This window comes from Leucobacter faecis (genome assembly GCF_054456635.2).
Genome location: NZ_JBTJEP020000003.1, coordinates 12,471 through 31,275, shown reverse-complemented (window position 1 = coordinate 31,275; position 18,805 = coordinate 12,471). Strand labels below are relative to the sequence as shown.

The following is an 18,805-nucleotide window of genomic DNA, read 5'->3' as shown; positions in this document are numbered from 1 at the left end:
GGCCCTAGGTTATAGCGTCGCGCCGAGTCTGGTGCCCTGCGCGATCGCGTGTTTTGCGTCGAGCTCGCCCGCCCGGTCGGCGCCGCCAATCAAGTGGGCCGAGACGCCGTCGGCCGCGAGCGCCGCGTGCAGCGTGCGATCCGAGTCCTGCCCAGTGCAGATCACGATCGTGTCGACCTCGAACGTGCGCAGTTTGCCGCCCACTCGTGCGGTGAGCCCGGCATCATCGATCGCTACATACTCGGCGCCGGGAATCATGAGCACATCACGGCGTGCGAGCTCGGCCCGGTGGATCCAACCGGTCGTCTTGCCAAGTCCTGCGCCCAGCTTGGTGTCTTTGCGCTGCAGCATGATCACTGAGCGGCGGGGCAGGCCGCGGGCAAGGCCGCCTGCGCCTTGCTGCTCGGCGAAGCCATCTGGCGACGCCGGATCAACGCCCCAGTGCGCGAGAAACGCGTCGATGTCGCGGGGGTCTGCGGGGTGCTCGTCGGTGAGAAACTCGGCGACGTCGAACCCGATGCCGCCCGCGCCCAAGATAGCGACGCGCTCGCCCACGGCGGCGCCGTGGCGCAGCACATCGATGTAGCTCACAACGCTCGCGTGATCGAGCCCGGGCACCGCGGGGAGGCGCGGTGTGACGCCTGTCGCGACAACGATCTCGTCGAAGCCTTGCAGATCTCCTGGGGTTGCGCGGTGGCCGAGTCGCACGGTGACGGCGCCCTCTGCCAGCTGCCCCGTAAAGTAGCGCAGTGTCTCGCGAAACTCGCTCTTGCCGGGCACCTTCAGGGCCATGTTCAGCTGTCCGCCCAGTTCGGTGGCAGCCTCGAACAGTGTGACGCGGTGCCCGCGGGCGGCGGCGGTGGCGGCACAGGCGAGCCCTGCGGGCCCCGCGCCCACAACCGCGATCGTTCTCGGGTGCGTGACCGGCTCGATCGTGAACTCGGTCTCGTGGCCAGCGCGCGGGTTGACGAGGCACGAGGCAGGTTTGCCCACGAACGCGTGATCGAGGCACGCCTGGTTGCAGGCAATGCAGGTGTTGATGCGCCAGGGGGTGCCCGCCCGTGCCTTCGCGACGAAATCGGGGTCGGCGAGAAACGGCCGTGCGAGTGATACCGCGTCGGCCGCGCCCTGTGCGAGCAAACTTTCTGCTTCGGCGGGCATATTAATGCGGTTTGCCGCGATGAGCGGCACACTCACCTCGCCCATGAGTCGCTTGGTCACCCACGCGAACGCACCGCGTGGCACAGGGCTCGCGATGGTCGGAACGCGGGCCTCATGCCAACCGATGCCAGTGTTGATGATGCTGGCGCCCGCGGCTTCAACGCGCTGAGCAAGCTCGATCACCTCGGGAAGTGTTGACCCGCCGGTTACCAGGTCGAGCATTGAAATGCGGGCCACGATAATGAAGGCGTCACCGCATGCCGCGCGCACGCGGCGCACGATTTCGGTGGGAAAACGTAACCGGTTCTCGAGGCTGCCGCCCCACCTGTCGGTGCGGTGGTTGGTGACCGGGGCGGTGAACTGATTGATCAGATACCCCTCGGAGCCCATGATCTCGACCCCGTCGTAGCCTGCGGCCTGCGCGCGAAGCGCGGCGCTCACATAGTCGTCGACGGTGCGGTCCACCTCGGCGTCGCTGAGTGCGCGCGGAACGAGGGGTGAAATGGGGGCCTGAATGGCACTGGGCGCGACGAGGTTTTCATGCGCCGCGTAGCGACCAGCGTGCAATAGTTGCAGGGCGATGCGGCCGCCCACCTCGTGCACCGCGCTGGTGACGAGACGGTGGCCCGCGATGCCTGCATCTGAGTCGAGTGCGCGTTCGCGCGGGCTGAGCCTGCCAGCAGCGTTGGGGGAGACACCGCCTGTGATGATCAAGGCGGGGCCCTGTGCGGCGCGCTCTCGATAGAACGCGGCGAGCTTTGCGTGCCCGCCCTCGGCGTCTTCAAAACCCAGGTGCATCGACCCCATGATGATGCGGTTGGGGAGCTTTGTGAACCCGAGATCGAGGGGTTCAAAGAGGCGGGGAAACTGCGGCCGCGGGGTGGGCGCGGCGAGAGGTGTCTTCGTTGACATAGGGTGTGCACCGTTCGTTCGGAATCTACTCGAACGTAGCGTGTGATGGGTGCCGGCGTCGAACACGATGTAGCGAGTGTACAAAACCTAAGGGGGGTGGGGCCGAAGCCCCACCCCCCTTAGGTGTCAATCACTCACGCTGCGGTGAGCGGAAAGAACTTAGATGGCGCGGATGTTGCTCGCCTGCAGACCCTTGGGGCCCTGCTCGATGTCGAACTCGACGCGCTGCTCTTCGAAGAGATCGCGACGGCCGTTGCCCTGGATGGCGCTGAAGTGTGCGAACACGTCAGACGAGCCCTCGTCGGGGGTGATGAAGCCGAAGCCCTTTTCAGAGTTGAACCATTTCACGGTGCCGGTGGCCATACTGTATTTCCTTTGTTATTGCTGGGCTTTGGAGCCCGTGGTGCCACGGCGACGGTGCCGACGTGGAGACTGGTGAAGCATTGCCACGCGAACGCGGCTTAAAACGTGCTGGAAGTTCCCTACGTTCGGCATTACTGGTCTTGCAGGTGAGCTTATCCTACGGTTCGTGTGCGGCGACAGTATCGTGACCCGTTTGTGTCTTTTCTTTTCACTTGTTGTGTGAATCCCGCGGTTTAGGGGCGGTATTTCGGCGTGTCGTGCGGTGGGCCGTGCGGGGTGTGGCAGGCGGCATTGCCGGGTGAAAGATTTTGACATCGCGAGATGCGGGCGTATTGTTGTTCACGTGACGAGCTTATGGTCAAGGTGACTTTAAGTGTGAGCGAGTGGAGGCCACGGTGGACTACGCGGCACTGAGTGCGAGTGAACGGCGGTTTTTGCCGCCCGCCGTTGCGGTCTCAACGATCGCGTTTGCACTCGCGCCGCCCGGGCACGCAGAGCCCCGGGGCGACGAACTCGGCTTGTGGCTGCCGCTCGTGCGGCGCACTCGCGCCCCATTTCTTGATCGGTGGGCGCTTCCTGGTGGCGCGACCCAGTGGGATGAGACCCTCTCGGACACCGCCCGACGAACGTTGACAGACGCTGTGGGCGGTGCCCCCGGATATTTGGAGCAGCTGTACTCGTTTGGGAGTGTCGAACGCTCGGCTGACGCACAGCGATTGGTGACGATTGCGTACTGGGCGCTCTACAACGGACCCGCGTTGGCACAGGCCGAGCGCCATGCCGCTGGGCGCAACGTGGCGTCGCCGAGTACGGCGCAGCGCTCAGCTCAGGAGAACCGTGCACGGCGGTGGGACGATCCGGAGCCGCTGGAAAGCGAGTCGCCGGGGCAGCGCGACACAGCGCCTGAGCCCGCAATAGATACGCTGCAGCTGAGCTCGCTGCCCGATGAAGCCGCGAGCAACGTGGCCTGGTTTTCGACGAACAGACTGCCCCAGCTGGCGTTTGATCACGCAGAGATTGTGGCTCACGCGCTCGAACGTCTGCGCAGCAAGACAGAGTACGCGCAGGTCGCGCACCGGTTCTTGGGCGAGTCGTTTACGCTCGCGCAGCTGCGACGCGTGCACGAGGCGGTTCAGGGCCGCACGGTGGATCCGGCGAACTTTCGAAGGCAGGCCCTCGCGCAGGGCACGCTCGAGGAGACGGGGGGCGTCGAATCGGGTACGAGGCATCGCCCAGCTAAGCTCTACCGCTTTGCGGGCGGGCCGCCGGGTTCTCCGTAAGCCCACGGCCTCACCCCAAACTTCACCCCAGACCTCACAACAGATTTTCGCATCAAGACTTCACATCAAGACTTCACATCAAGACTTCAACGAAGGAGTATGCAATGACGAGCGTGCACGACCTGATCCAAGGCGCGGTTCACCGTGAGAACCAGCGCGAGGGGCAGCGCGAGAGCGCGACCCGCCCTCCGGGGCGGCCGCAGGCCCCTGCGCATCGCAAGCCCATCAAACTGGCGTCGACGGGCGCATCGACCTGCGGCACCGAGCTTGCCGACGACCCCTGGAGCATCGATCAGGCGCCGGGCTACGGGCCGGGCGCTTCGGTGGGCGACGGGATCCCGGCTGACGCCCCCCGTCAGGGCCCGCTGCCGGGGCGCTACACCGATGCGAGCGACGCTGAACTGCACGAGTGGATCGTCGCGGCGAAAGAAACCCTGGGCGACCGGGTGAACATTCTCGGCCATTTCTACCAGCGCGACGAAGTCGTGCAGTACGCCGACTTTGTGGGCGACTCGTTTATGCTCGCGCAGGCCGCCAAGGGCAGCCCCGCCGCCGAAGCGTTTGTGTTCTGCGGCGTGCACTTCATGGCCGAAACCGCCGATATCCTCTCGCGCGACGACCAAGCCGTCATCTTGCCGAACCTGGCAGCGGGGTGCTCGATGGCCGACATGGCGACGATCGACCAGGTCGAAGACTGCTGGCGCGAGCTCGCGGCGGCCCTCGAGTTCGACCCAGGCGCCGAGTACGCCGCAGGCGAGTTGCAGCCCGTGATTCCCGTCACCTACATGAACTCCTCGGCCGCGATTAAGGCGTTCTGCGGCCGCAACGGCGGCATTGTGTGCACCTCGTCAAATGCGCACACGGTGCTCGAGTGGGCGTTTGCCCGCGGCCAGCGCGTCGTATTCTTCCCCGACCAGCACCTGGGCCGCAACACGGCCAAGGCCATGGGCGTTACCGAAGAGCAGATGCCGCTGTGGCGACCGCACCTCGCGCGCGGTGGCAACACCGTCGAGCAGCTGCAAGACGCCAGGGTGATCTTGTGGAACGGCTTCTGCTCGGTGCACAAGCGTTTCACCGTCGACCAGATCAATAAGGCTCGCGCCGACTACCCGGGTGTCCAGGTGATCGTGCACCCCGAGTGCCCCGCCCCGGTCGTCGATGCGGCCGACGGCGCAGGGTCGACCGAATACATTCGCAAGGCGGTCGAAGCGGCAAAGCCTGGTGAGGTGCTCGCGATCGGCACCGAGATCAACCTGGTGAACCGGTTGGCCGAGCAGCGCCCCGATCTCACGATCTTCTGCCTCGACCCGGTGATCTGCCCCTGCTCGACGATGTACCGCATTCACCCCGCCTACCTCGCGTGGACGCTCGAATCGCTCGTCGCGGGCGAGACGCCCAACCGCATCACCGTCGCAGACGATGTCTCGCGTGACGCGAGCGTTGCGCTTGAACGCATGCTCGCGGCCCGCCCGTGATTCTCGTCATCGGCGCGGGCGTCGCGGGTCTCACCGCGGCCCGGGCGGCACACGCCGCGGGCGCCGAGGTGACGCTCGTCACCGCGGGCACGCTCGCGCTCGGTGACGCCTGCAGCACGGCGATGGCGCAGGGCGGTGTCGCGGCGGCACTCGGCACGGGCGATAGTCCGGCAGATCACCTCGCCGACACCGTTGCGGCTGGCGCGGGGCTCGTCGACGCTGAAGCGGCGCGGGCGCTAGTTACCGACGGCGCGAGCGCGGTGCAGCGCATGATCGCGCGCGGTTTTGCGCCGGATCGTGCCCCCTCGGGCGATATCTCGCTCGGGCTCGAGGGTGCGCACGGTGCGCACAGGATCGTGCACGCGGGCGGTGACCGCACCGGCGCCGCCATGCAGGAACACCTCGTGGGGCAGCTGCCCAGCGACGTGCGTGTCGTCGAGCGTGCCGAGCTTGAGGGGCTGCTGGTCGCGTCGGGGGCCGTTGTGGGTGCCACCGTGCGATGCGAAGACGGCCGCGTTGAACATCTGGCTGCCTGCGCGGTCGTGCTCGCGACGGGCGGTTATGCCGCGCTGTACGATCGGACGTCGAACCACGCGGGCGCGCGCGGCACAGGGATCGCCGCGGCGGCCGTAGCAGGGGCGCTTGTCGCCGACCTCGAGTTTGTGCAGTTTCACCCCACCGTGCTCTCGGGCACCGGGCAGCTCATCTCTGAGGCCGTGCGCGGCGCGGGCGCGGTGCTGCTCGACGAATCAGGTGATCGCTTTATGGTCGGAAAACATCCCGCCGCAGAACTCGCGTCACGTGACGTCGTCTCGCGTGAGATTCACCGGGTGCAGCGCGACACAGGTGTAGACGGCGTATTTCTTGATGCACGCCCTATCGAGGCCCGACACGGCAGGGGCAGCCTTGGTCGGCTATTTCCGGGCATCGACCGGGCCATGCAGCAGCACGGCTATGACTGGGCCGTGCAGCCTGTTCCCGTCACCCCCGCCGCCCACTACACGATGGGCGGTGTCGCGACCGACCTCGATGGCCGCTCGAGCGTGCCCGGCTTGTTCGTGGCCGGAGAAGCCTCATCTACGGGCGTGCACGGGGCGAACCGGCTCGCCTCTAACTCGCTGCTGGAAGGTCTCGTGTTTGGGCAGCGGGCGGGCGCGGCAGCCGCAGCTTTCACCGCCGATCACGCGTGGCGATATGCCGGCGGTGCGATGCCGAAGCTCGTTCGCGGCGCCGAGGCCGCCCAACTCGGCGCGCAGGTGACGGTGCCTGCGGGGCACGCGCCCGTCGCGGGCACACGTGCGCGTGTCGGGCGACTGCTGAGCACGGAGCTCGGAATCGAGCGCTCAGGTGCGGGGATCACGGTGGCCCACCGCGAGCTCGCCAGCCTGCCTGGACCCGCGGCACTGGTTGCCACGCTAATCGCACATGCCGCCCTGGCCCGCACCGAGTCGCGCGGTGGGCACCAGCGCACAGACCACCCCAGCCAAGACCTCGCACAGGCCCAGCGCCGAGCGTTTCGGGTCGCCACGACACCAGCCATTCACCCAGAAGATTTTGCTCGAAGGAGCCTTGCACCTTGCTAACTCGCACCATCATCGAACAGGTTGTCACCCACGCGCTCGCCGAGGACGCCCCGTGGGGCGACCTCACCGTTGAACTGACGATCCCCGAATCCCTCACGATGACCACCAGGCTGCAAGCGCGTGAACCCGGAGTGTTTGCCGGCGGCGATCTGGTGCGAGAGGCGTTTCGGCAGACGGATGCGCGCATCGAGGTGCAGGGGCTAGTGCCCGACGGCACCCCGTTTGTGGCGGGCGATACGCTCGGCGTGATCAGCGGCCCGGCCCGCGGCATTCTGACGGGGGAGCGCATCGCGCTGAACCTGAGCCAGCGCATGAGCGGCATAGCGACGCTCACCGCGAGCTTTGTGGCGGAGGTGGCGCACACCCGCGCGCGCATCGCCGACACACGCAAAACGACCCCGGGCCTGCGCGCGCTTGAAAAGCACGCCGTGCGGGTGGGCGGCGGCTCGAGCCACCGCTTTGGGCTGTCTGACGCAATCATGGTGAAAGATAACCACCTCGCCGCGCTCGGCGCCGTCGACGACGCCAGCACGACGAAAGCACTGCAGGGGCTGCGAGACCGCGCGGGCCACACCACCTCGATCATCGTCGAGGTCGACCGGCTCGACCAGGTGCCCGCCGTGCTCGACGCGCGCGTCACCGGTGTTTTGCTCGACAACTTCTCGAACGAAGATCTCGTGCGCGCGGTTGAGGTTATCGACGGCCGTGCGATCGCCGAGGCGAGCGGTGGGGTATCGCTTGCAACCGTGCGTGGTATCGCCGAGACGGGCGTCGATGTGATCTCGGTGGGACTCTTGACGCACGGGGCCAGGTCCCTCGACATTGGGCTCGATGCGGCGTGAACGATCGGTACCTAGACGCTGCCGCCACGGCGCCGCTTCGGCCCGAGGCGCGCGCCGCCATGAACGCCGTGTTTGACACCCCCGCCGCGAATGCGTCGAGCGTGCACGCGGCGGGGCACGCGGCGGGCCTTACGGTCGCACAGGCGCGCGGCGACATCGCGGCGCACTTTGGGGCGCGACCCTCAGACGTCATTTTTACCTCGGGCGGCACCGAGGCCAATAACCTCGCCATCATCGGGCTGGCGCTCGCGTACCCGCGCGGCAGACACATCGTGACCACTGGTATCGAACATCCCTCGGTGCTCGAAACCTGCCGCTACCTGGAACGAGTGTTTGGCTACGAACTCACGACTGTGCCGGTTGACGAGCGCGGCCGTGTGAGCGCCGCGAACGTTGAGCGCGCGCTGCGACCCGAGACCACCCTCGTTACGATTGGGCTCGCAAATGCTGAGGTGGGCACGGTGCAGCCGCTGCCAGCTATCGCGGTCGCCGCGAAGGCGGCGGGTGCGCTCGTGCACACTGACGCGGTGCAGGCCGCGGCGGCACTGCCCGTGCACCTGGGGGAGGGGGGATGGCCGGGCGCACTCGTCGACGCCATCTCGGTCGCCTCGCACAAGTTCGGTGGACCGCAGGGTGTGGGCGCGCTCGTGGTGCGCGGCGGGCTCAAGCTCGAGCCCTTGTTGCACGGCGGTGGCCAAGAGCACGGGCGACGCTCGGGCACCTCGAACGTCGCTGGGGCAGCGGGTTTTGCCGCGGCGGTCACCGCGACCTCCGCCAGCCTCGGCACGCAGACCCTCGCAGTTATGGCGAGTCGTGACGAGCTGGTGCGGCGCGTGCTCACCGAGATACCGGGAGCGCGACTCACCGGCCACGACACCGAGCGGCTACCGGGGCACGCCTCATTCGTGTTTGCCGGCGTCAGCGGTGAGTCATTGCTCGTCGCACTCGATGCCGCCGGCTTTGCGGTGTCGTCGGGGTCTGCGTGTGCGGCGGGGCACGACGAACCCTCACCCGCGCTAATCGCCATGGGCTTCGACCCCGAGGTCGCGCACACGGCGCTGCGCTTCACCCTCGCACAGCCACTTAAACCCGCCCACGCCCAGCGCATCGTCACGACACTGCAGCGCGAGACTGGCCGGGCGTAACCATTTGCCGCGCCAACACGGGCACGGCGACGAGTCTGCGCACCATGCGCGCCACGTCGTGCCCCGGCGCGAGTTCAAGAGCAGCATCGACCTGGTTGTTTGCGGTCGTCTGATTGCCGCACAGCCACCACACCAGCGCGCTGAGCGCAAACACTCCGGGCCGGGCGACCGCCGGCAGATCTGCGAGGGCACGCGCCAACCTGGGGCGCAGCGGGGCGAGCCGGTCACGCTCGGTGAACTCGGGTCCCACCGACGCAAACAGACTGAGCATCGAGCAGTTCGGCGCAACGAGTACCCCCTCGCTGCGTGCGGTCGGTGGGTCGTCAATGGGTAGCCTCCCGTCGGTGAGTAGCCCAAATTCGTGCTCCAACTGCGCGGGAAATTCTGGCCGCGTAATGACACCCATTGACACGTGCCACCAGCTACCGGGCTCGGCCAGCACGTGGGCGAGCACACCCGTGTCTTCGGGAGAAAGCGGCGTGCTGGGGCTGCGCAGCGCACGGGTCGCGTCGGGTGCGAGGCTCACACGGGCGCGCTGCGCTGCGAGCGCACCGAGGGCCCGGCCGCGAGCCTCGGCCTCGTGATCCAGGCGAGCGAGCGTCGCGGCGGCGCGCTGCATACGATCCGGATCAGGGGGTGGAAGCGCGCCGAGCTCAGCGAGCGAGGGCACCCGTGCGTGCTCGGGGCAGGTCGCCGCAGCGACCGGGCTGCCAGTGATCTCTGTGAGGCTGCGCCCGCTGCGAGGCGCCGCGGGATCGAGGAAGCTGACCCAGCCGTCGGGCGCCTGCACACACAGCTCGCGCGGGTAGATGCGGTCGCGTTTGAGCCGGCGCTCGATGCGGCGGGCGAGGCGTTGCCAGGGCGGGCCGCTGCACTCGGCGAAGGTTTGGTCAGACATGATGGCGATGGCGGGCGCCGATGCGTGGCCGCTCGCAGTACCGAACGAGCGAATCGCGTAGCTCAAGAATTCGAGCAGGTCAGCGGTCTCGTGCGGGTCGTCGCCCGCCGGTAGATCGACCCGCATGGCCTCGCGGGTGCGAGCGCCGTCAAAGAACAGCACGAAGATGCTGTGGGAGGCGGTGAACCCAGCGAGCTGGGGGAGTGCCGCGAGAAAATCGGCGGTGCCCGAACATTTGAGTACCTGGGGCGAGGTAGCAGTGTGATTGGTCATACCCCGATCCTGCGCTCAAAAATGCGCCTGTGCGGGTTATGCACAGGCAATCGCAGAACTCACCAAAATTCGTGAAATTTGGTGCCTGTGGACGAAGCTAATCCAACAGTAAAGCCGCGCCGCCCAACAGTATGGGGGCGCGGCTTTCTGACGTATTGGGGCGCGGGCTAGCTCGCCTGCGCCTCGACCTGCGTGATGTCGGCCTCGAGTGCCACCCAGCCGAGCATGGCGCACTTGACGCGCATCACGTACTTTGCGACTCCCTGCAACGCAACAGCGTCGCCGAGCACCTCTTCGTCGGGCTCTTGTTCACCGCGCGTCTGAATCATCTCGCGAAACGCGGCGATCTTCTCGCGCGCAGCGTCCATCGTCAGTTCTTCGTCACGCACCAGCTGCGACAGGATCGACGCCGACGCCATCGAGATCGAACAGCCCTGGCCCTGCCAAGCGAGCTGCGAGATGCGCCCGGTGGCCGGGTCGACCGCGATGGACAGATCGATTTCGTCACCGCAGCTCGGATTGAACTCGTGGTGCGACGCCGTGCGAGCGCCGGGATGCTCAGCGAGCTCGCCCTTGCCGATGGGGCGCTTTGAATGGTCGAGAATAAGTTCTTGGTACAGACCGTCGAGCGCGCTCACGCCGACACCTCCACTCCGAAGTACCGCTGGGCGCCGCGGAGCGCGTCGAGGAACCGATCGACCTCGTCTTCTGTGGTGGTCAAGTGCACACTCGCACGGGTGCTCGAGGCGATGCCAAAGGTGCGGTGCAGCGGCTGCGCGCAGTGGTGCCCCACGCGCACCAGCACGCCCTGCTCGTCAAGATACTGTCCCACGTCGTGCGCGTGCAGGTTATCGACCGACACCGCGGCCAAAGCGACACGATCAGTGGTGCCCTGCGGGCCGAGCAGCCGCAGCCCGGGCGTCTCAAGGATGCCGGCCACGAGCCGTTCGACGAGCTCGTGCTCCCGCGCGGCCGCCCGCTCCATCCCAACGTCAGAGAGAAACGAGACTGCGGCGCCGAGACCCACGACCTGCGACACCGGCTGCGTGCCCGGCTCAAACCGCAACGGCGCGGGCATGAACTCTGCGCTCTCCATGGTGACGCGCGTGATCGCTGACCCACCCGTGCGGGCGGGCGGCAGCGCCGCCAGCATCTCGGGGCGGCCATAGAGCACACCAATACCGTTGGGCCCGAGCATCTTGTGCCCTGAGAACGCGGCAAAGTCGACACCGAGTGCCGCAAAATCGACGGGAATGTGCGGCACCGACTGGCACGCATCGAGCACGGTGACGGCGCCCACCGAGCGCGCGAGTTCGACGACGCCTGCGATGGGTGCCACAAAACCGGTCACGTTCGAAACGTGCGCGAACGCCACGATGCGGGTGCGCTCGTTGATAGCGGCGCGAGCGTCATCCAGGCTCCACGTGCCGTGCTCGTTCACGGCAATGTGGCGCAGCGTCGCACCCGTTTTCACAGCGAGTCGCTGCCACGGAATCAGGTTGGCATGGTGCTCAGCTTCGGTAACAAGAATCTCGTCACCGGCACCCAACGCATACCGCTCAGAACCCGCCACCCCGAGCCCGGCGTTCGCCTCACCGATTCCGAGCGCGACGATGTTGAGTGCGTCGGTGGCGTTCTCAGCCCACACGATCTGCTCGGGCGTCTCGGCCCCCACAAAACGTGCGACCGCCGCGCGCGCCCCCTCAAATGCGAGGGTCGCCTCGCCCACCGCTCCGCTCGTGCCGCGGTGTACTGCCGCGTTGTGGTGCTCCAAAAACTCGCGCTCGGCATCAAGCACCGCGGTGGGGCGCTGCGAGGTCGCTGCCGAGTCGAGGTATGCGGGGGTGAGCGCGCCCGAAGCGGGCTCAGAAGCGAAGTACGGGAATGCGGCGCGAAGGTCTACGACCTCAGCGGCGGTAAGGGCTGACATGTGTTCCATTCTTCCACTGACGGCTGACTCCTACTGTAACGAGGAGCAACATCAGACTATTCCGCCCGCTACAATCAACGTCGTGTTGGGCGTGATTGTGTATGAAGCACTGCAGCTAGTCGGAATCAGCGCGTTCGCAATCTCGGGCGCGCTCGTGGGCGTGCGCCGCGGGCTCGATCTGCTCGGCATTCTCGTCGTCGGTTCGGCCACTGGCATTGGCGGGGGCATCATCCGCGATCTGCTGCTCGGCGTGCACCCGCCCGTCTCGCTCACGCACTGGCCCTACCTCGCGACAGCGCTTGCTGCTTCACTCGCGGTGTTCTTCATTCACCCGGGCCTCGCTCGCATTCGCCGGTTTGAGATCGTGTTTGACGCGTTCGGGCTCGGGTTGTTCTCGGCTGGCAGCACGGTCGGTGCACTCACGACGGGCAGCGACCCGATCGTCGCCATCATGGTCGGCACGATCACCGCCGTGGGCGGCGGAGTCGTGCGCGATGTGCTTGTCAACACGGTGCCGGGCGTGCTCACCCGCGAACTCTACGCGGTATCGGCGATTCTGGGCGCCGCGATCGCCGCGGGCGCGCTGTCGCTCGGCGCCACCGCGAGCATCGCGACGATCGCAGGCGGCGCCTGCGCGATCGCGCTCCGACTGATCTCGGTCGCCCGCGGCTGGCACCTCCCCAAACCGAAGATGCGCGGTGAGCAGACGGGATGATCCGGCGCAACATCTTGCTGAGCAAGATCGGCGGCGAGAATACAGTGCCGGATCGGGGCCTGGCGCCCTAACCCGCGAGCGCGGGCTCGGGGCCCGCGGGCGTCAGAAACCAGTTGATGATACCCGCGCCGCAGGCGACGGCGGCCGAAACGAGTGGGAGTATCAGCGAGGCTTGCGTGCTGACCTGTTCGGCGACGACGCCGGTCGCGGCGGCCGAGAATGATTGGCCGACCATGATCCCGGTGCCGAGCATTGCCATCACGGTAGCGCCGCGGCCCGCCGGGGTACGGTGCGCGCCAAAGCTGTAGAGCGTCACGAGCAGCGGACCGATGCCAATGCCCATGACAGCGAGGGCTGCGATCATGCGGGGCAGATCGTGTGCGGTCTGCAAGAAGACAGCACCCCCAAGGATGAGCAGTGCGAATACGAGCCAGCGTGCACGCAGCGTGAATTTGGGCGACAGCCAAGCCACACCGATCGCAAAGATCGCAGATCCTATGCCCATGACACCATAGATCAGGCCGGCTTGCTCAGCGTCGCCCTGATCCTGCATAAACGACGTGAGCGAGGTGAGCATTGAGCCAAAAAACATGCCCACCCCAAAGATGCCGACGACGGTGACGAGCAGCGCAGGCCGCCACAGCTCGCTTACGGGCGAGACCTCTGGGGGTGCCGAGCCTGGCACCGGTTGAGCCTTGGCGCCGGTGGGGTGTAATGCGAACGCGGTCACGAAGATGAGGGTGAGCACACCCGCTCCAACGACGGGCGCCCACGCGCCGAGCGTCGTGGCGAGGAGTCCCACCGTCACAGGACCAAACACGAAGATGACCTCGTCGGCTGCCGACTCGTAGGCGAAGGTCGAAGTGAGGGTGCGTGACCGGTGCGCGACTGGAATGTCCTTCTGGATCACGCTCACGAGCCTGGCCCGCGACATTGGTGAGATCTGCGGCACAGTGGCGCCCACCAAGAACGACGACACAAACATGACCCATACGGGTAGGTCACTGAGCGCGACCCATGCGAGCAGCCCGAGCAGCAGCGAGTTCACCGCGGCTGTCGCGAGCAGCGTGGGCCGCTGCCCGAACCGGTCAGCAGCTGCCCCGATGAGCGGCCCGCAGCAGGCGACACCGAGGCCCACCACAGCCGAGTTGAAACCGCCGAGCTCGACAGAGTCGCGCGCCGACACGATCAGGGTGAGTACCCCAATAACCACCATCGCGAATGGCAGCCGCGCGACAAGCGCGATCGGAAAGTAGGCGAACCCCGTGCGCGAGATGACGGTGACGTTGGGCTGCGCGTTCGAATTCTCCATAGCCGAGCGAGTCTAACAGGCCGAGCCTACCCACAGGGCCTACGCGCTACCCGAGCGGCACTCCCTGCTGCTCGAGGAACTGAGTGAAGGCGCCGGGATCAGAGATGTCGCCGGTAAACGCGACCCCGTCCGCGAGCACGAGTGGTGTGCCCGCCACTCGCAGGTCGCTCGTCTCAGACCGCGGCACGGGGTTGGTGCTGATCCAATTGCTGAGGGCCTGCGCAAAGATGACGTGCTGTTCTTCAGTGATGCAGCGTCTGGCAGCACCGTTCAGCGCGCCGGCCGCGCCCTCGATACGGTCGATGACCGCGGCGTTATCGGGGCCTTCCGTGCCGCCCTCGGGTTGGAACTCGGGGCTCAATAGTGCGACGTGCGCGCTCCAGGCGGCCGTGGGCTGGTGCTCGGCGACGCACGCCATCGCGCCCGAGACGCGTGACGAATAGTAGGTGCCAGCCGATGCGCTGTCGAGGAAGGTCAGGGGTTGTAGTTCGACGACCGCGCCAGCCCTGGCAGCCCGCTCCAGGGTGTCACCGTTGGCCGACTCAAAGGTGAGGCAGGCTGGGCAGCGGTAGTCAAGGTAGACCTGAATGCGGTTGGGCGCTACGCCGTCGGGCCCGGCCGGCAGCTCAGACACGTCGGGGAATGAGTTATCGGGCAGCGGCTCGCTTTCGATGACGCGCATCTCGCCATCCTTGCCGCCGGTGAACATGATGCCGCCGGTCGCAAAGTTAGCGGGCCACTCGACATTGGCGCTGGCTGGGTCGTCGGTATTGGCGTCAGTCTTACCTCCCATGTTGCCCATGTTGCCCATGCTCGCCTGTGAGGCCAAGCCCATGAGCGCGTGAAGCCCGAGGGTGCCGGCACCAAAAGCCACTGTGCTCACCGCAAGTGCGAGGGCCAAGGCTCCCGCCGTAAGCCCCGTGATGCCCGGCGCCCGCGGGCCGCGCTTCGCGATCGCGATGCCGCCAAATACGACCGCGGCGATAGCGAGGCCAGCCCCAACGATGAGCATGAGCGGCAGATAGAACACCGCCACGAGCACGGTGACAAGGGCCGCGAGTCCCAGCGCCATCGCTGTGATAGCCGCGCCGCGCCCCGCAGCCGGTTTGAGGTGGGGGTGAATATCAGTTCCAACGGGGTCGCTCATGCTCTCAATTGTGGCAGGCGGGCGCTGCGCAAACGCTCACCGGGCAGCGCCTACGATGGAACCATGATCTTGCTCGCGGCCACCCCCATCGGCAACCTCGGCGACGCCTCTACGCGGCTGCGCGAAACCTTCGAGGCTGCGACGGTGATCGCGGCCGAAGACACCCGACATACGATTTCGCTGTTGCGCCTGCTCGGCATCGAGAACCGTCCAGAACTCGTGGCTCTCCACGACCACAACGAGCACGAACGCGCGGCAACGCTCGTCGAGCGCGCCCGCGACGAAGACATCGTGCTCGTGAGCGACGCGGGCATGCCCACCGTGTCAGACCCCGGCTTTCGAGTCGTGCAGCTCGCGGCAGAGGCGGGCGTCGACGTCACCTGCATTCCCGGCCCCAGCGCTGTCGTCACCGCGCTCGCCGTCTCGGGGCTGCCCACCGACCGCTTCGCGTTCGAGGGCTTCGTGCCGCGCAAAGCGGGGGAGCGCGCCCGGCTGCTCTCAGGCCTTAAGCACGAGCGCCGCACGCTCGTGTTCTTTGAATCACCCTCAAGGCTCGCCGCGACGCTCGCTGACTTTGCGACGCATCTGGGGCCGGATCGCCCCGCCGCCGTCTGCCGCGAGCTCACCAAGCTGCACGAAGAGGTCAAACGAGGTGGGCTCGAAGAGCTTGCAGGCTGGGCGGCAGCTGGTGTGAAGGGTGAGATTGTGATCGTCGTCGCTCCAGGGGAGGAGAAGGCCACCTCGCCCGAAGACGCCCTCGCCAGCGTGCAACAGCTCGTCGCTGCGGGAACTCGCCTAAAGGACGCTACCCGCGAAGTCGCCGAGGCCACGGGGCTCTCGGCACGCGACCTGTACGCCGCCGCGCTCGCCGCCAAGTAATTGCCGGCGTCGCAGAATCCACACCACCCCGAACTAACAGGAGCATTCATGCAAAAGAAGGCCGTAACCATCGAACTGTGGCGTCTTGTGCTGCCCGTTTTGTGGTTTGGCATGGTCGCCGCGATCTCGTTCATTGAAGCGCCGCTCAAGTTTCAAGCACCGGGCATCACCATTCCGCTGGGACTCGGAATTGGCAGACTCGTTTTCGCCGCGCTGAACGTGGCCGAGGGACTTGTGCTGTTTGCATTCACGGTGCTCTCATTCTGGCCCGCGGCCTACCGCATTGACGGCCGCAGACTCGCAGTGTGGGCTGGGCTTGCCGCAGTCTTTGTGGCAAAAGTCGTGTTTGTGCGCCCGCCGTTGAACGCTCGCACAGACCTCGTGCTCGCGGGAGCGAACCCAGGCGAATCGATGTGGCACTACGTATACATCGCGTGTGATGTGGCATCTCTCACGCTGCTCGTGGTCGCCGCCGTAATGGGCGCGCGTGCGCTGCTTGCTCAGATGACCAAACGCTGACCCTGCAGTGTTCGCTAAGCCGCCTCTCAGCATCAAGATAGGCGCGTGCGGAATACTCGAAACCACTGCGCCGGCGCGGCCGGCTCCCCTTCCATGAGTTAGGAATCCACTCACGTGAACATTACCCGCGCACTTCTGCCTGCGGCCCTCGCGGGCGCGCTGCTTGTCACCGGCTGCTCGGCGGGGGGTGGCACCGGAGGCGACGTTACGAAGGACGCTGCGGGCAAGGAATGCCTCGCCGCGGGCGATGCGAGCAAGGCGATCAAGATCTCGGGCGAAGTGGGCACCGATGCCAAGATCACGTCGAAGACACCGATCAAGGTGAAGGACATGCAGCGCACCGTGTTGAAGTCGGGCGAGGGTAAGGTCATCGAGAGTGGCCAGACGACTTCGGTGGCAATGTCGGTGCTGAACGGACGCGACGGGTCTGAGGTCGAGAAGGCTCCTGCCACCGATGCGGCGTACCAGACCGGGGCCTATTCGGGGTGGCTTGAAGAAGCCATGCGCTGCGCGGTCTCGGGCCAGCAGGTTGCCGTCGTTGCACCGTACGCCGAGGTGTTTGGGGAGACGAAGCCCGCAGATCTGCCCGTCAAGGGCGTGAAAGACTCTGACTCCTTCGTATTTTTGCTTCAGTTCGGTGAAATCTCTGACACCCCAGCGGCGACAAACGAACCCGGCACCCTCGAGATGGAAGACCTGCTGAAGAAGGCCGAGGGCAAAGCGAAGGCCGCCCCCGAGGGATTCCCGACCGTGAAACTGGCGAAGAACGGTGAACCTACGATCACCATCCCCGAGGGTGTGAATGCTCCCGAGAAGCTCGAGATCGCAACGATTATCGAAGGCGACGGCGAAACCGTCGAGCCCGGCGACCGCGTCTACGTCAACTACCGCGGTGTGATCTGGAGCACCGGCGAAGAGTTTGACTCAAGCTGGAGCCGTGGCGAGCCCGTGCCGTTTACTACGAACGGTGTGATCGGCGGGTTCCAGAAGGCACTTGAAGGCCAGAAGGTCGGCTCACAGATCATCTCGGTTGTGCCCGCAGAAGACGGTGGTTACGGTGCGGCCCAGCTCGAGAGCATGGGGCACAAGCCCGACGATGTGATGGTGTTTGTGCTCGATATCCTGGGCACCGTGCACGCAGAATAGCGCGCTTATCTTGTTACCGCCTCGCCCCTGGCTTCACTGCTGGGAGCGGGGCGGTTTTGCGTGGCCTAAGTGCGAGGCGGCCCGATCCGGCACAATAGGGGCATGAAGCGCGTCATTATTTTGGGGTCAACGGGTTCGATCGGTGAGCAGGCGCTCGACGTTATACGAGCGAATCCCGAGAAGTTTCAGATTGCGGGGCTCGTGGCGGGCACGAATGCTGCCCGCGTCGCCGAGCAGGCCGAAGAGTTCAATGTCGAGCACACGGGTCTCGGGGCGCGCGAGGCCGTGCAGCTGATCGAAGACGTCGACGCCGACCTGGTGCTCAATGGCATCACCGGCTCCGTGGGGCTGGCACCGACCATCGCCGCGCTCAAGGCCGGGCGCACCCTTGCGCTGGCAAACAAAGAGTCGCTCATCGTGGGCGGCGACCTCGTGAAAGACTTCGCGGCGCCCGGGCAGATCGTGCCCGTCGACTCAGAACACTCCGCCATCGCGCAGGCCCTGCGCTCTGGCACGGCGGGCGAAGTGCGCAGGCTCGTGCTCACCGCTTCGGGCGGTCCGTTTCGTGGCCGCACGCGGGCCGAACTCGAACAGGTAACCCCGGCACAGGCACTGGCGCACCCCACCTGGGACATGGGCCGCGTGGTTACGACCAATTCGGCCACGCTCGTCAACAAGGGGCTCGAAGTGATCGAGGCTCACCTGCTGTTTGACGTGTCGTACGGGGACATTGACGTCGTAGTGCACCCGCAGTCAATTGTGCACTCGATGGTCGAGTTCATCGACGGTTCAACGATCGCGCAGGCATCACCGCCCGACATGCGGCTGCCCATTGCCCTGGGGCTCACCTGGCCCGACCGCCTGGGCGGTGTCGGCACGCCCCTGGACTGGACGACCGCGCAGACCTGGGAGTTTGAGCCGCTCGACGAGGCCGCGTTCCCCGCGGTCAACGTAGCCAAAGAGGTCGGCCGCGCCCGCAAGACGTTCCCCGCCGTGTTCAACGCTGCAAACGAGGAGGCCGTCGACGCGTTTCACGAGGGGCGCATTCCGTTCACCGGCATCGTTGACACGGTGCGTGAGGTGCTCGAAGCGCACGAGGCACCCGCCACACTCACGCTCGACACGCTCGCCGAGGCGGAGCGCTGGGCGCGCGAGCGGGCCGAGAAAGTGATTGCGGGCCACGCGGCGTAGGGTCTCGCCTCTCAGCGGGCTCACTGTCGCGCCA

Annotated in this window: 17 protein-coding genes; 10 read left to right on the top strand and 7 right to left on the bottom strand. The window is 66.4% G+C overall.

What is annotated here, in order from left to right; translation table 11 throughout:
* Nucleotides 1-9: 9 nt before the first annotated feature.
* Nucleotides 10-2,073 carry an oxidoreductase gene (locus ACXR2T_RS03165; protein WP_458837870.1) on the bottom strand — a complete coding sequence of 688 codons (2,064 nt, stop codon included), beginning with the start codon at nucleotides 2,071-2,073 and terminating at the stop codon, nucleotides 10-12.
* A 159-nt stretch (nucleotides 2,074-2,232) separates the two neighbouring features.
* Complete coding sequence (locus ACXR2T_RS03160; RefSeq protein WP_458813570.1) at nucleotides 2,233-2,436, bottom strand: cold-shock protein; 204 nt, start codon at nucleotides 2,434-2,436, stop codon at nucleotides 2,233-2,235.
* A 383-nt stretch (nucleotides 2,437-2,819) separates the two neighbouring features.
* On the opposite strand from ACXR2T_RS03160, the gene ACXR2T_RS03155 reads away from it, so the two are divergent.
* From ACXR2T_RS03155 to ACXR2T_RS03135, 5 genes are all read left to right on the top strand, one after another.
* Nucleotides 2,820-3,716, top strand: coding sequence for an NUDIX hydrolase (locus ACXR2T_RS03155; RefSeq protein WP_458837869.1), 897 nt, complete (start codon nucleotides 2,820-2,822; stop codon nucleotides 3,714-3,716).
* 104 nt (nucleotides 3,717-3,820) lie between these two features.
* Nucleotides 3,821-5,191, top strand: coding sequence for a quinolinate synthase NadA (nadA, locus tag ACXR2T_RS03150; protein WP_458837868.1), 1,371 nt, complete (start codon nucleotides 3,821-3,823; stop codon nucleotides 5,189-5,191).
* Nucleotides 5,188-6,774 carry an L-aspartate oxidase gene (locus ACXR2T_RS03145; RefSeq protein WP_458837867.1) on the top strand — a complete coding sequence of 529 codons (1,587 nt, stop codon included), beginning with the start codon at nucleotides 5,188-5,190 and terminating at the stop codon, nucleotides 6,772-6,774. Before nadA ends, ACXR2T_RS03145 begins: the two co-directional genes overlap by 4 nt.
* Nucleotides 6,768-7,616 carry a carboxylating nicotinate-nucleotide diphosphorylase gene (gene nadC, locus ACXR2T_RS03140; RefSeq protein WP_458813562.1) on the top strand — a complete coding sequence of 283 codons (849 nt, stop codon included), beginning with the start codon at nucleotides 6,768-6,770 and terminating at the stop codon, nucleotides 7,614-7,616. Before ACXR2T_RS03145 ends, nadC begins: the two co-directional genes overlap by 7 nt.
* Nucleotides 7,613-8,761 carry a cysteine desulfurase family protein gene (locus ACXR2T_RS03135; RefSeq protein ID WP_458837866.1) on the top strand — a complete coding sequence of 383 codons (1,149 nt, stop codon included), beginning with the start codon at nucleotides 7,613-7,615 and terminating at the stop codon, nucleotides 8,759-8,761. Before nadC ends, ACXR2T_RS03135 begins: the two co-directional genes overlap by 4 nt.
* Here the strand turns inward: ACXR2T_RS03135 and ACXR2T_RS03130 are convergent.
* From ACXR2T_RS03130 to ACXR2T_RS03120, 3 genes are all read right to left on the bottom strand, one after another.
* Nucleotides 8,727-9,932 carry a DUF4192 family protein gene (locus ACXR2T_RS03130; RefSeq protein WP_458837865.1) on the bottom strand — a complete coding sequence of 402 codons (1,206 nt, stop codon included), beginning with the start codon at nucleotides 9,930-9,932 and terminating at the stop codon, nucleotides 8,727-8,729. The two genes, ACXR2T_RS03135 and ACXR2T_RS03130, sit on opposite strands and share 35 nt — an antisense overlap.
* 167 nt (nucleotides 9,933-10,099) lie before the next feature.
* Nucleotides 10,100-10,570 (bottom strand): Fe-S cluster assembly sulfur transfer protein SufU, encoded by a 471-nt coding sequence (sufU, locus tag ACXR2T_RS03125; RefSeq protein WP_458813556.1) that lies wholly within the window; start codon nucleotides 10,568-10,570, stop codon nucleotides 10,100-10,102.
* Entirely contained in the window at nucleotides 10,567-11,862 is a 1,296-nt protein-coding gene (locus tag ACXR2T_RS03120; RefSeq protein WP_458837864.1) for an aminotransferase class V-fold PLP-dependent enzyme, read from the bottom strand. The genes sufU and ACXR2T_RS03120 overlap by 4 nt, the downstream gene beginning before the upstream one ends.
* An 82-nt stretch (nucleotides 11,863-11,944) precedes the next feature.
* Between ACXR2T_RS03120 and ACXR2T_RS03115 the strand changes: the two genes are divergently transcribed.
* Nucleotides 11,945-12,577 carry a trimeric intracellular cation channel family protein gene (locus tag ACXR2T_RS03115; protein WP_458813552.1) on the top strand — a complete coding sequence of 211 codons (633 nt, stop codon included), beginning with the start codon at nucleotides 11,945-11,947 and terminating at the stop codon, nucleotides 12,575-12,577.
* A gap of 67 nt (nucleotides 12,578-12,644) precedes the next feature.
* Here ACXR2T_RS03115 and ACXR2T_RS03110 read toward each other — a convergent pair whose 3' ends face one another.
* Nucleotides 12,645-13,889, bottom strand: a complete 1,245-nt coding sequence (locus ACXR2T_RS03110; protein WP_458813550.1) for an MFS transporter — start codon at nucleotides 13,887-13,889, stop codon at nucleotides 12,645-12,647.
* Between the two features lie 46 nt (nucleotides 13,890-13,935).
* Nucleotides 13,936-15,036: a DsbA family protein gene (locus tag ACXR2T_RS03105; protein WP_458837863.1), complete on the bottom strand. Its 1,101-nt coding sequence runs from the start codon at nucleotides 15,034-15,036 to the stop codon at nucleotides 13,936-13,938.
* A 63-nt stretch (nucleotides 15,037-15,099) separates the two neighbouring features.
* On the opposite strand from ACXR2T_RS03105, the gene rsmI reads away from it, so the two are divergent.
* The 4 genes from rsmI to dxr all read left to right on the top strand — a co-directional run bounded on the left by rsmI (nucleotide 15,100) and on the right by dxr (nucleotide 18,771).
* Nucleotides 15,100-15,915 carry a 16S rRNA (cytidine(1402)-2'-O)-methyltransferase gene (gene rsmI, locus ACXR2T_RS03100; protein ID WP_458813546.1) on the top strand — a complete coding sequence of 272 codons (816 nt, stop codon included), beginning with the start codon at nucleotides 15,100-15,102 and terminating at the stop codon, nucleotides 15,913-15,915.
* A 48-nt stretch (nucleotides 15,916-15,963) separates the two neighbouring features.
* Nucleotides 15,964-16,434: a hypothetical protein gene (locus tag ACXR2T_RS03095; protein WP_458813544.1), complete on the top strand. Its 471-nt coding sequence runs from the start codon at nucleotides 15,964-15,966 to the stop codon at nucleotides 16,432-16,434.
* Nucleotides 16,435-16,548: 114 nt separating this feature from the next.
* Nucleotides 16,549-17,580 carry an FKBP-type peptidyl-prolyl cis-trans isomerase gene (locus ACXR2T_RS03090; RefSeq protein WP_458837862.1) on the top strand — a complete coding sequence of 344 codons (1,032 nt, stop codon included), beginning with the start codon at nucleotides 16,549-16,551 and terminating at the stop codon, nucleotides 17,578-17,580.
* Nucleotides 17,581-17,682: 102 nt separating this feature from the next.
* Complete coding sequence (gene dxr, locus ACXR2T_RS03085; protein WP_458837861.1) at nucleotides 17,683-18,771, top strand: 1-deoxy-D-xylulose-5-phosphate reductoisomerase; 1,089 nt, start codon at nucleotides 17,683-17,685, stop codon at nucleotides 18,769-18,771.
* The last annotated feature ends 34 nt before the right edge of the window (nucleotides 18,772-18,805 follow it).

Coding starts and splice junctions, on each gene's coding strand:
- ACXR2T_RS03130 (WP_458837865.1), bottom strand. CDS start 9,932: ATGACCAATCACACTGCTACCTCGCCCCAGGTACTCAAATGTTCGGGC.
- dxr (WP_458837861.1), top strand. CDS start 17,683: ATGAAGCGCGTCATTATTTTGGGGTCAACGGGTTCGATCGGTGAGCAG.
- ACXR2T_RS03160 (WP_458813570.1), bottom strand. CDS start 2,436: ATGGCCACCGGCACCGTGAAATGGTTCAACTCTGAAAAGGGCTTCGGC.
- ACXR2T_RS03095 (WP_458813544.1), top strand. CDS start 15,964: ATGCAAAAGAAGGCCGTAACCATCGAACTGTGGCGTCTTGTGCTGCCC.
- nadA (WP_458837868.1), top strand. CDS start 3,821: ATGACGAGCGTGCACGACCTGATCCAAGGCGCGGTTCACCGTGAGAAC.
- ACXR2T_RS03105 (WP_458837863.1), bottom strand. CDS start 15,036: ATGAGCGACCCCGTTGGAACTGATATTCACCCCCACCTCAAACCGGCT.
- ACXR2T_RS03165 (WP_458837870.1), bottom strand. CDS start 2,073: ATGTCAACGAAGACACCTCTCGCCGCGCCCACCCCGCGGCCGCAGTTT.
- ACXR2T_RS03110 (WP_458813550.1), bottom strand. CDS start 13,889: ATGGAGAATTCGAACGCGCAGCCCAACGTCACCGTCATCTCGCGCACG.
- rsmI (WP_458813546.1), top strand. CDS start 15,100: ATGATCTTGCTCGCGGCCACCCCCATCGGCAACCTCGGCGACGCCTCT.
- ACXR2T_RS03120 (WP_458837864.1), bottom strand. CDS start 11,862: ATGTCAGCCCTTACCGCCGCTGAGGTCGTAGACCTTCGCGCCGCATTC.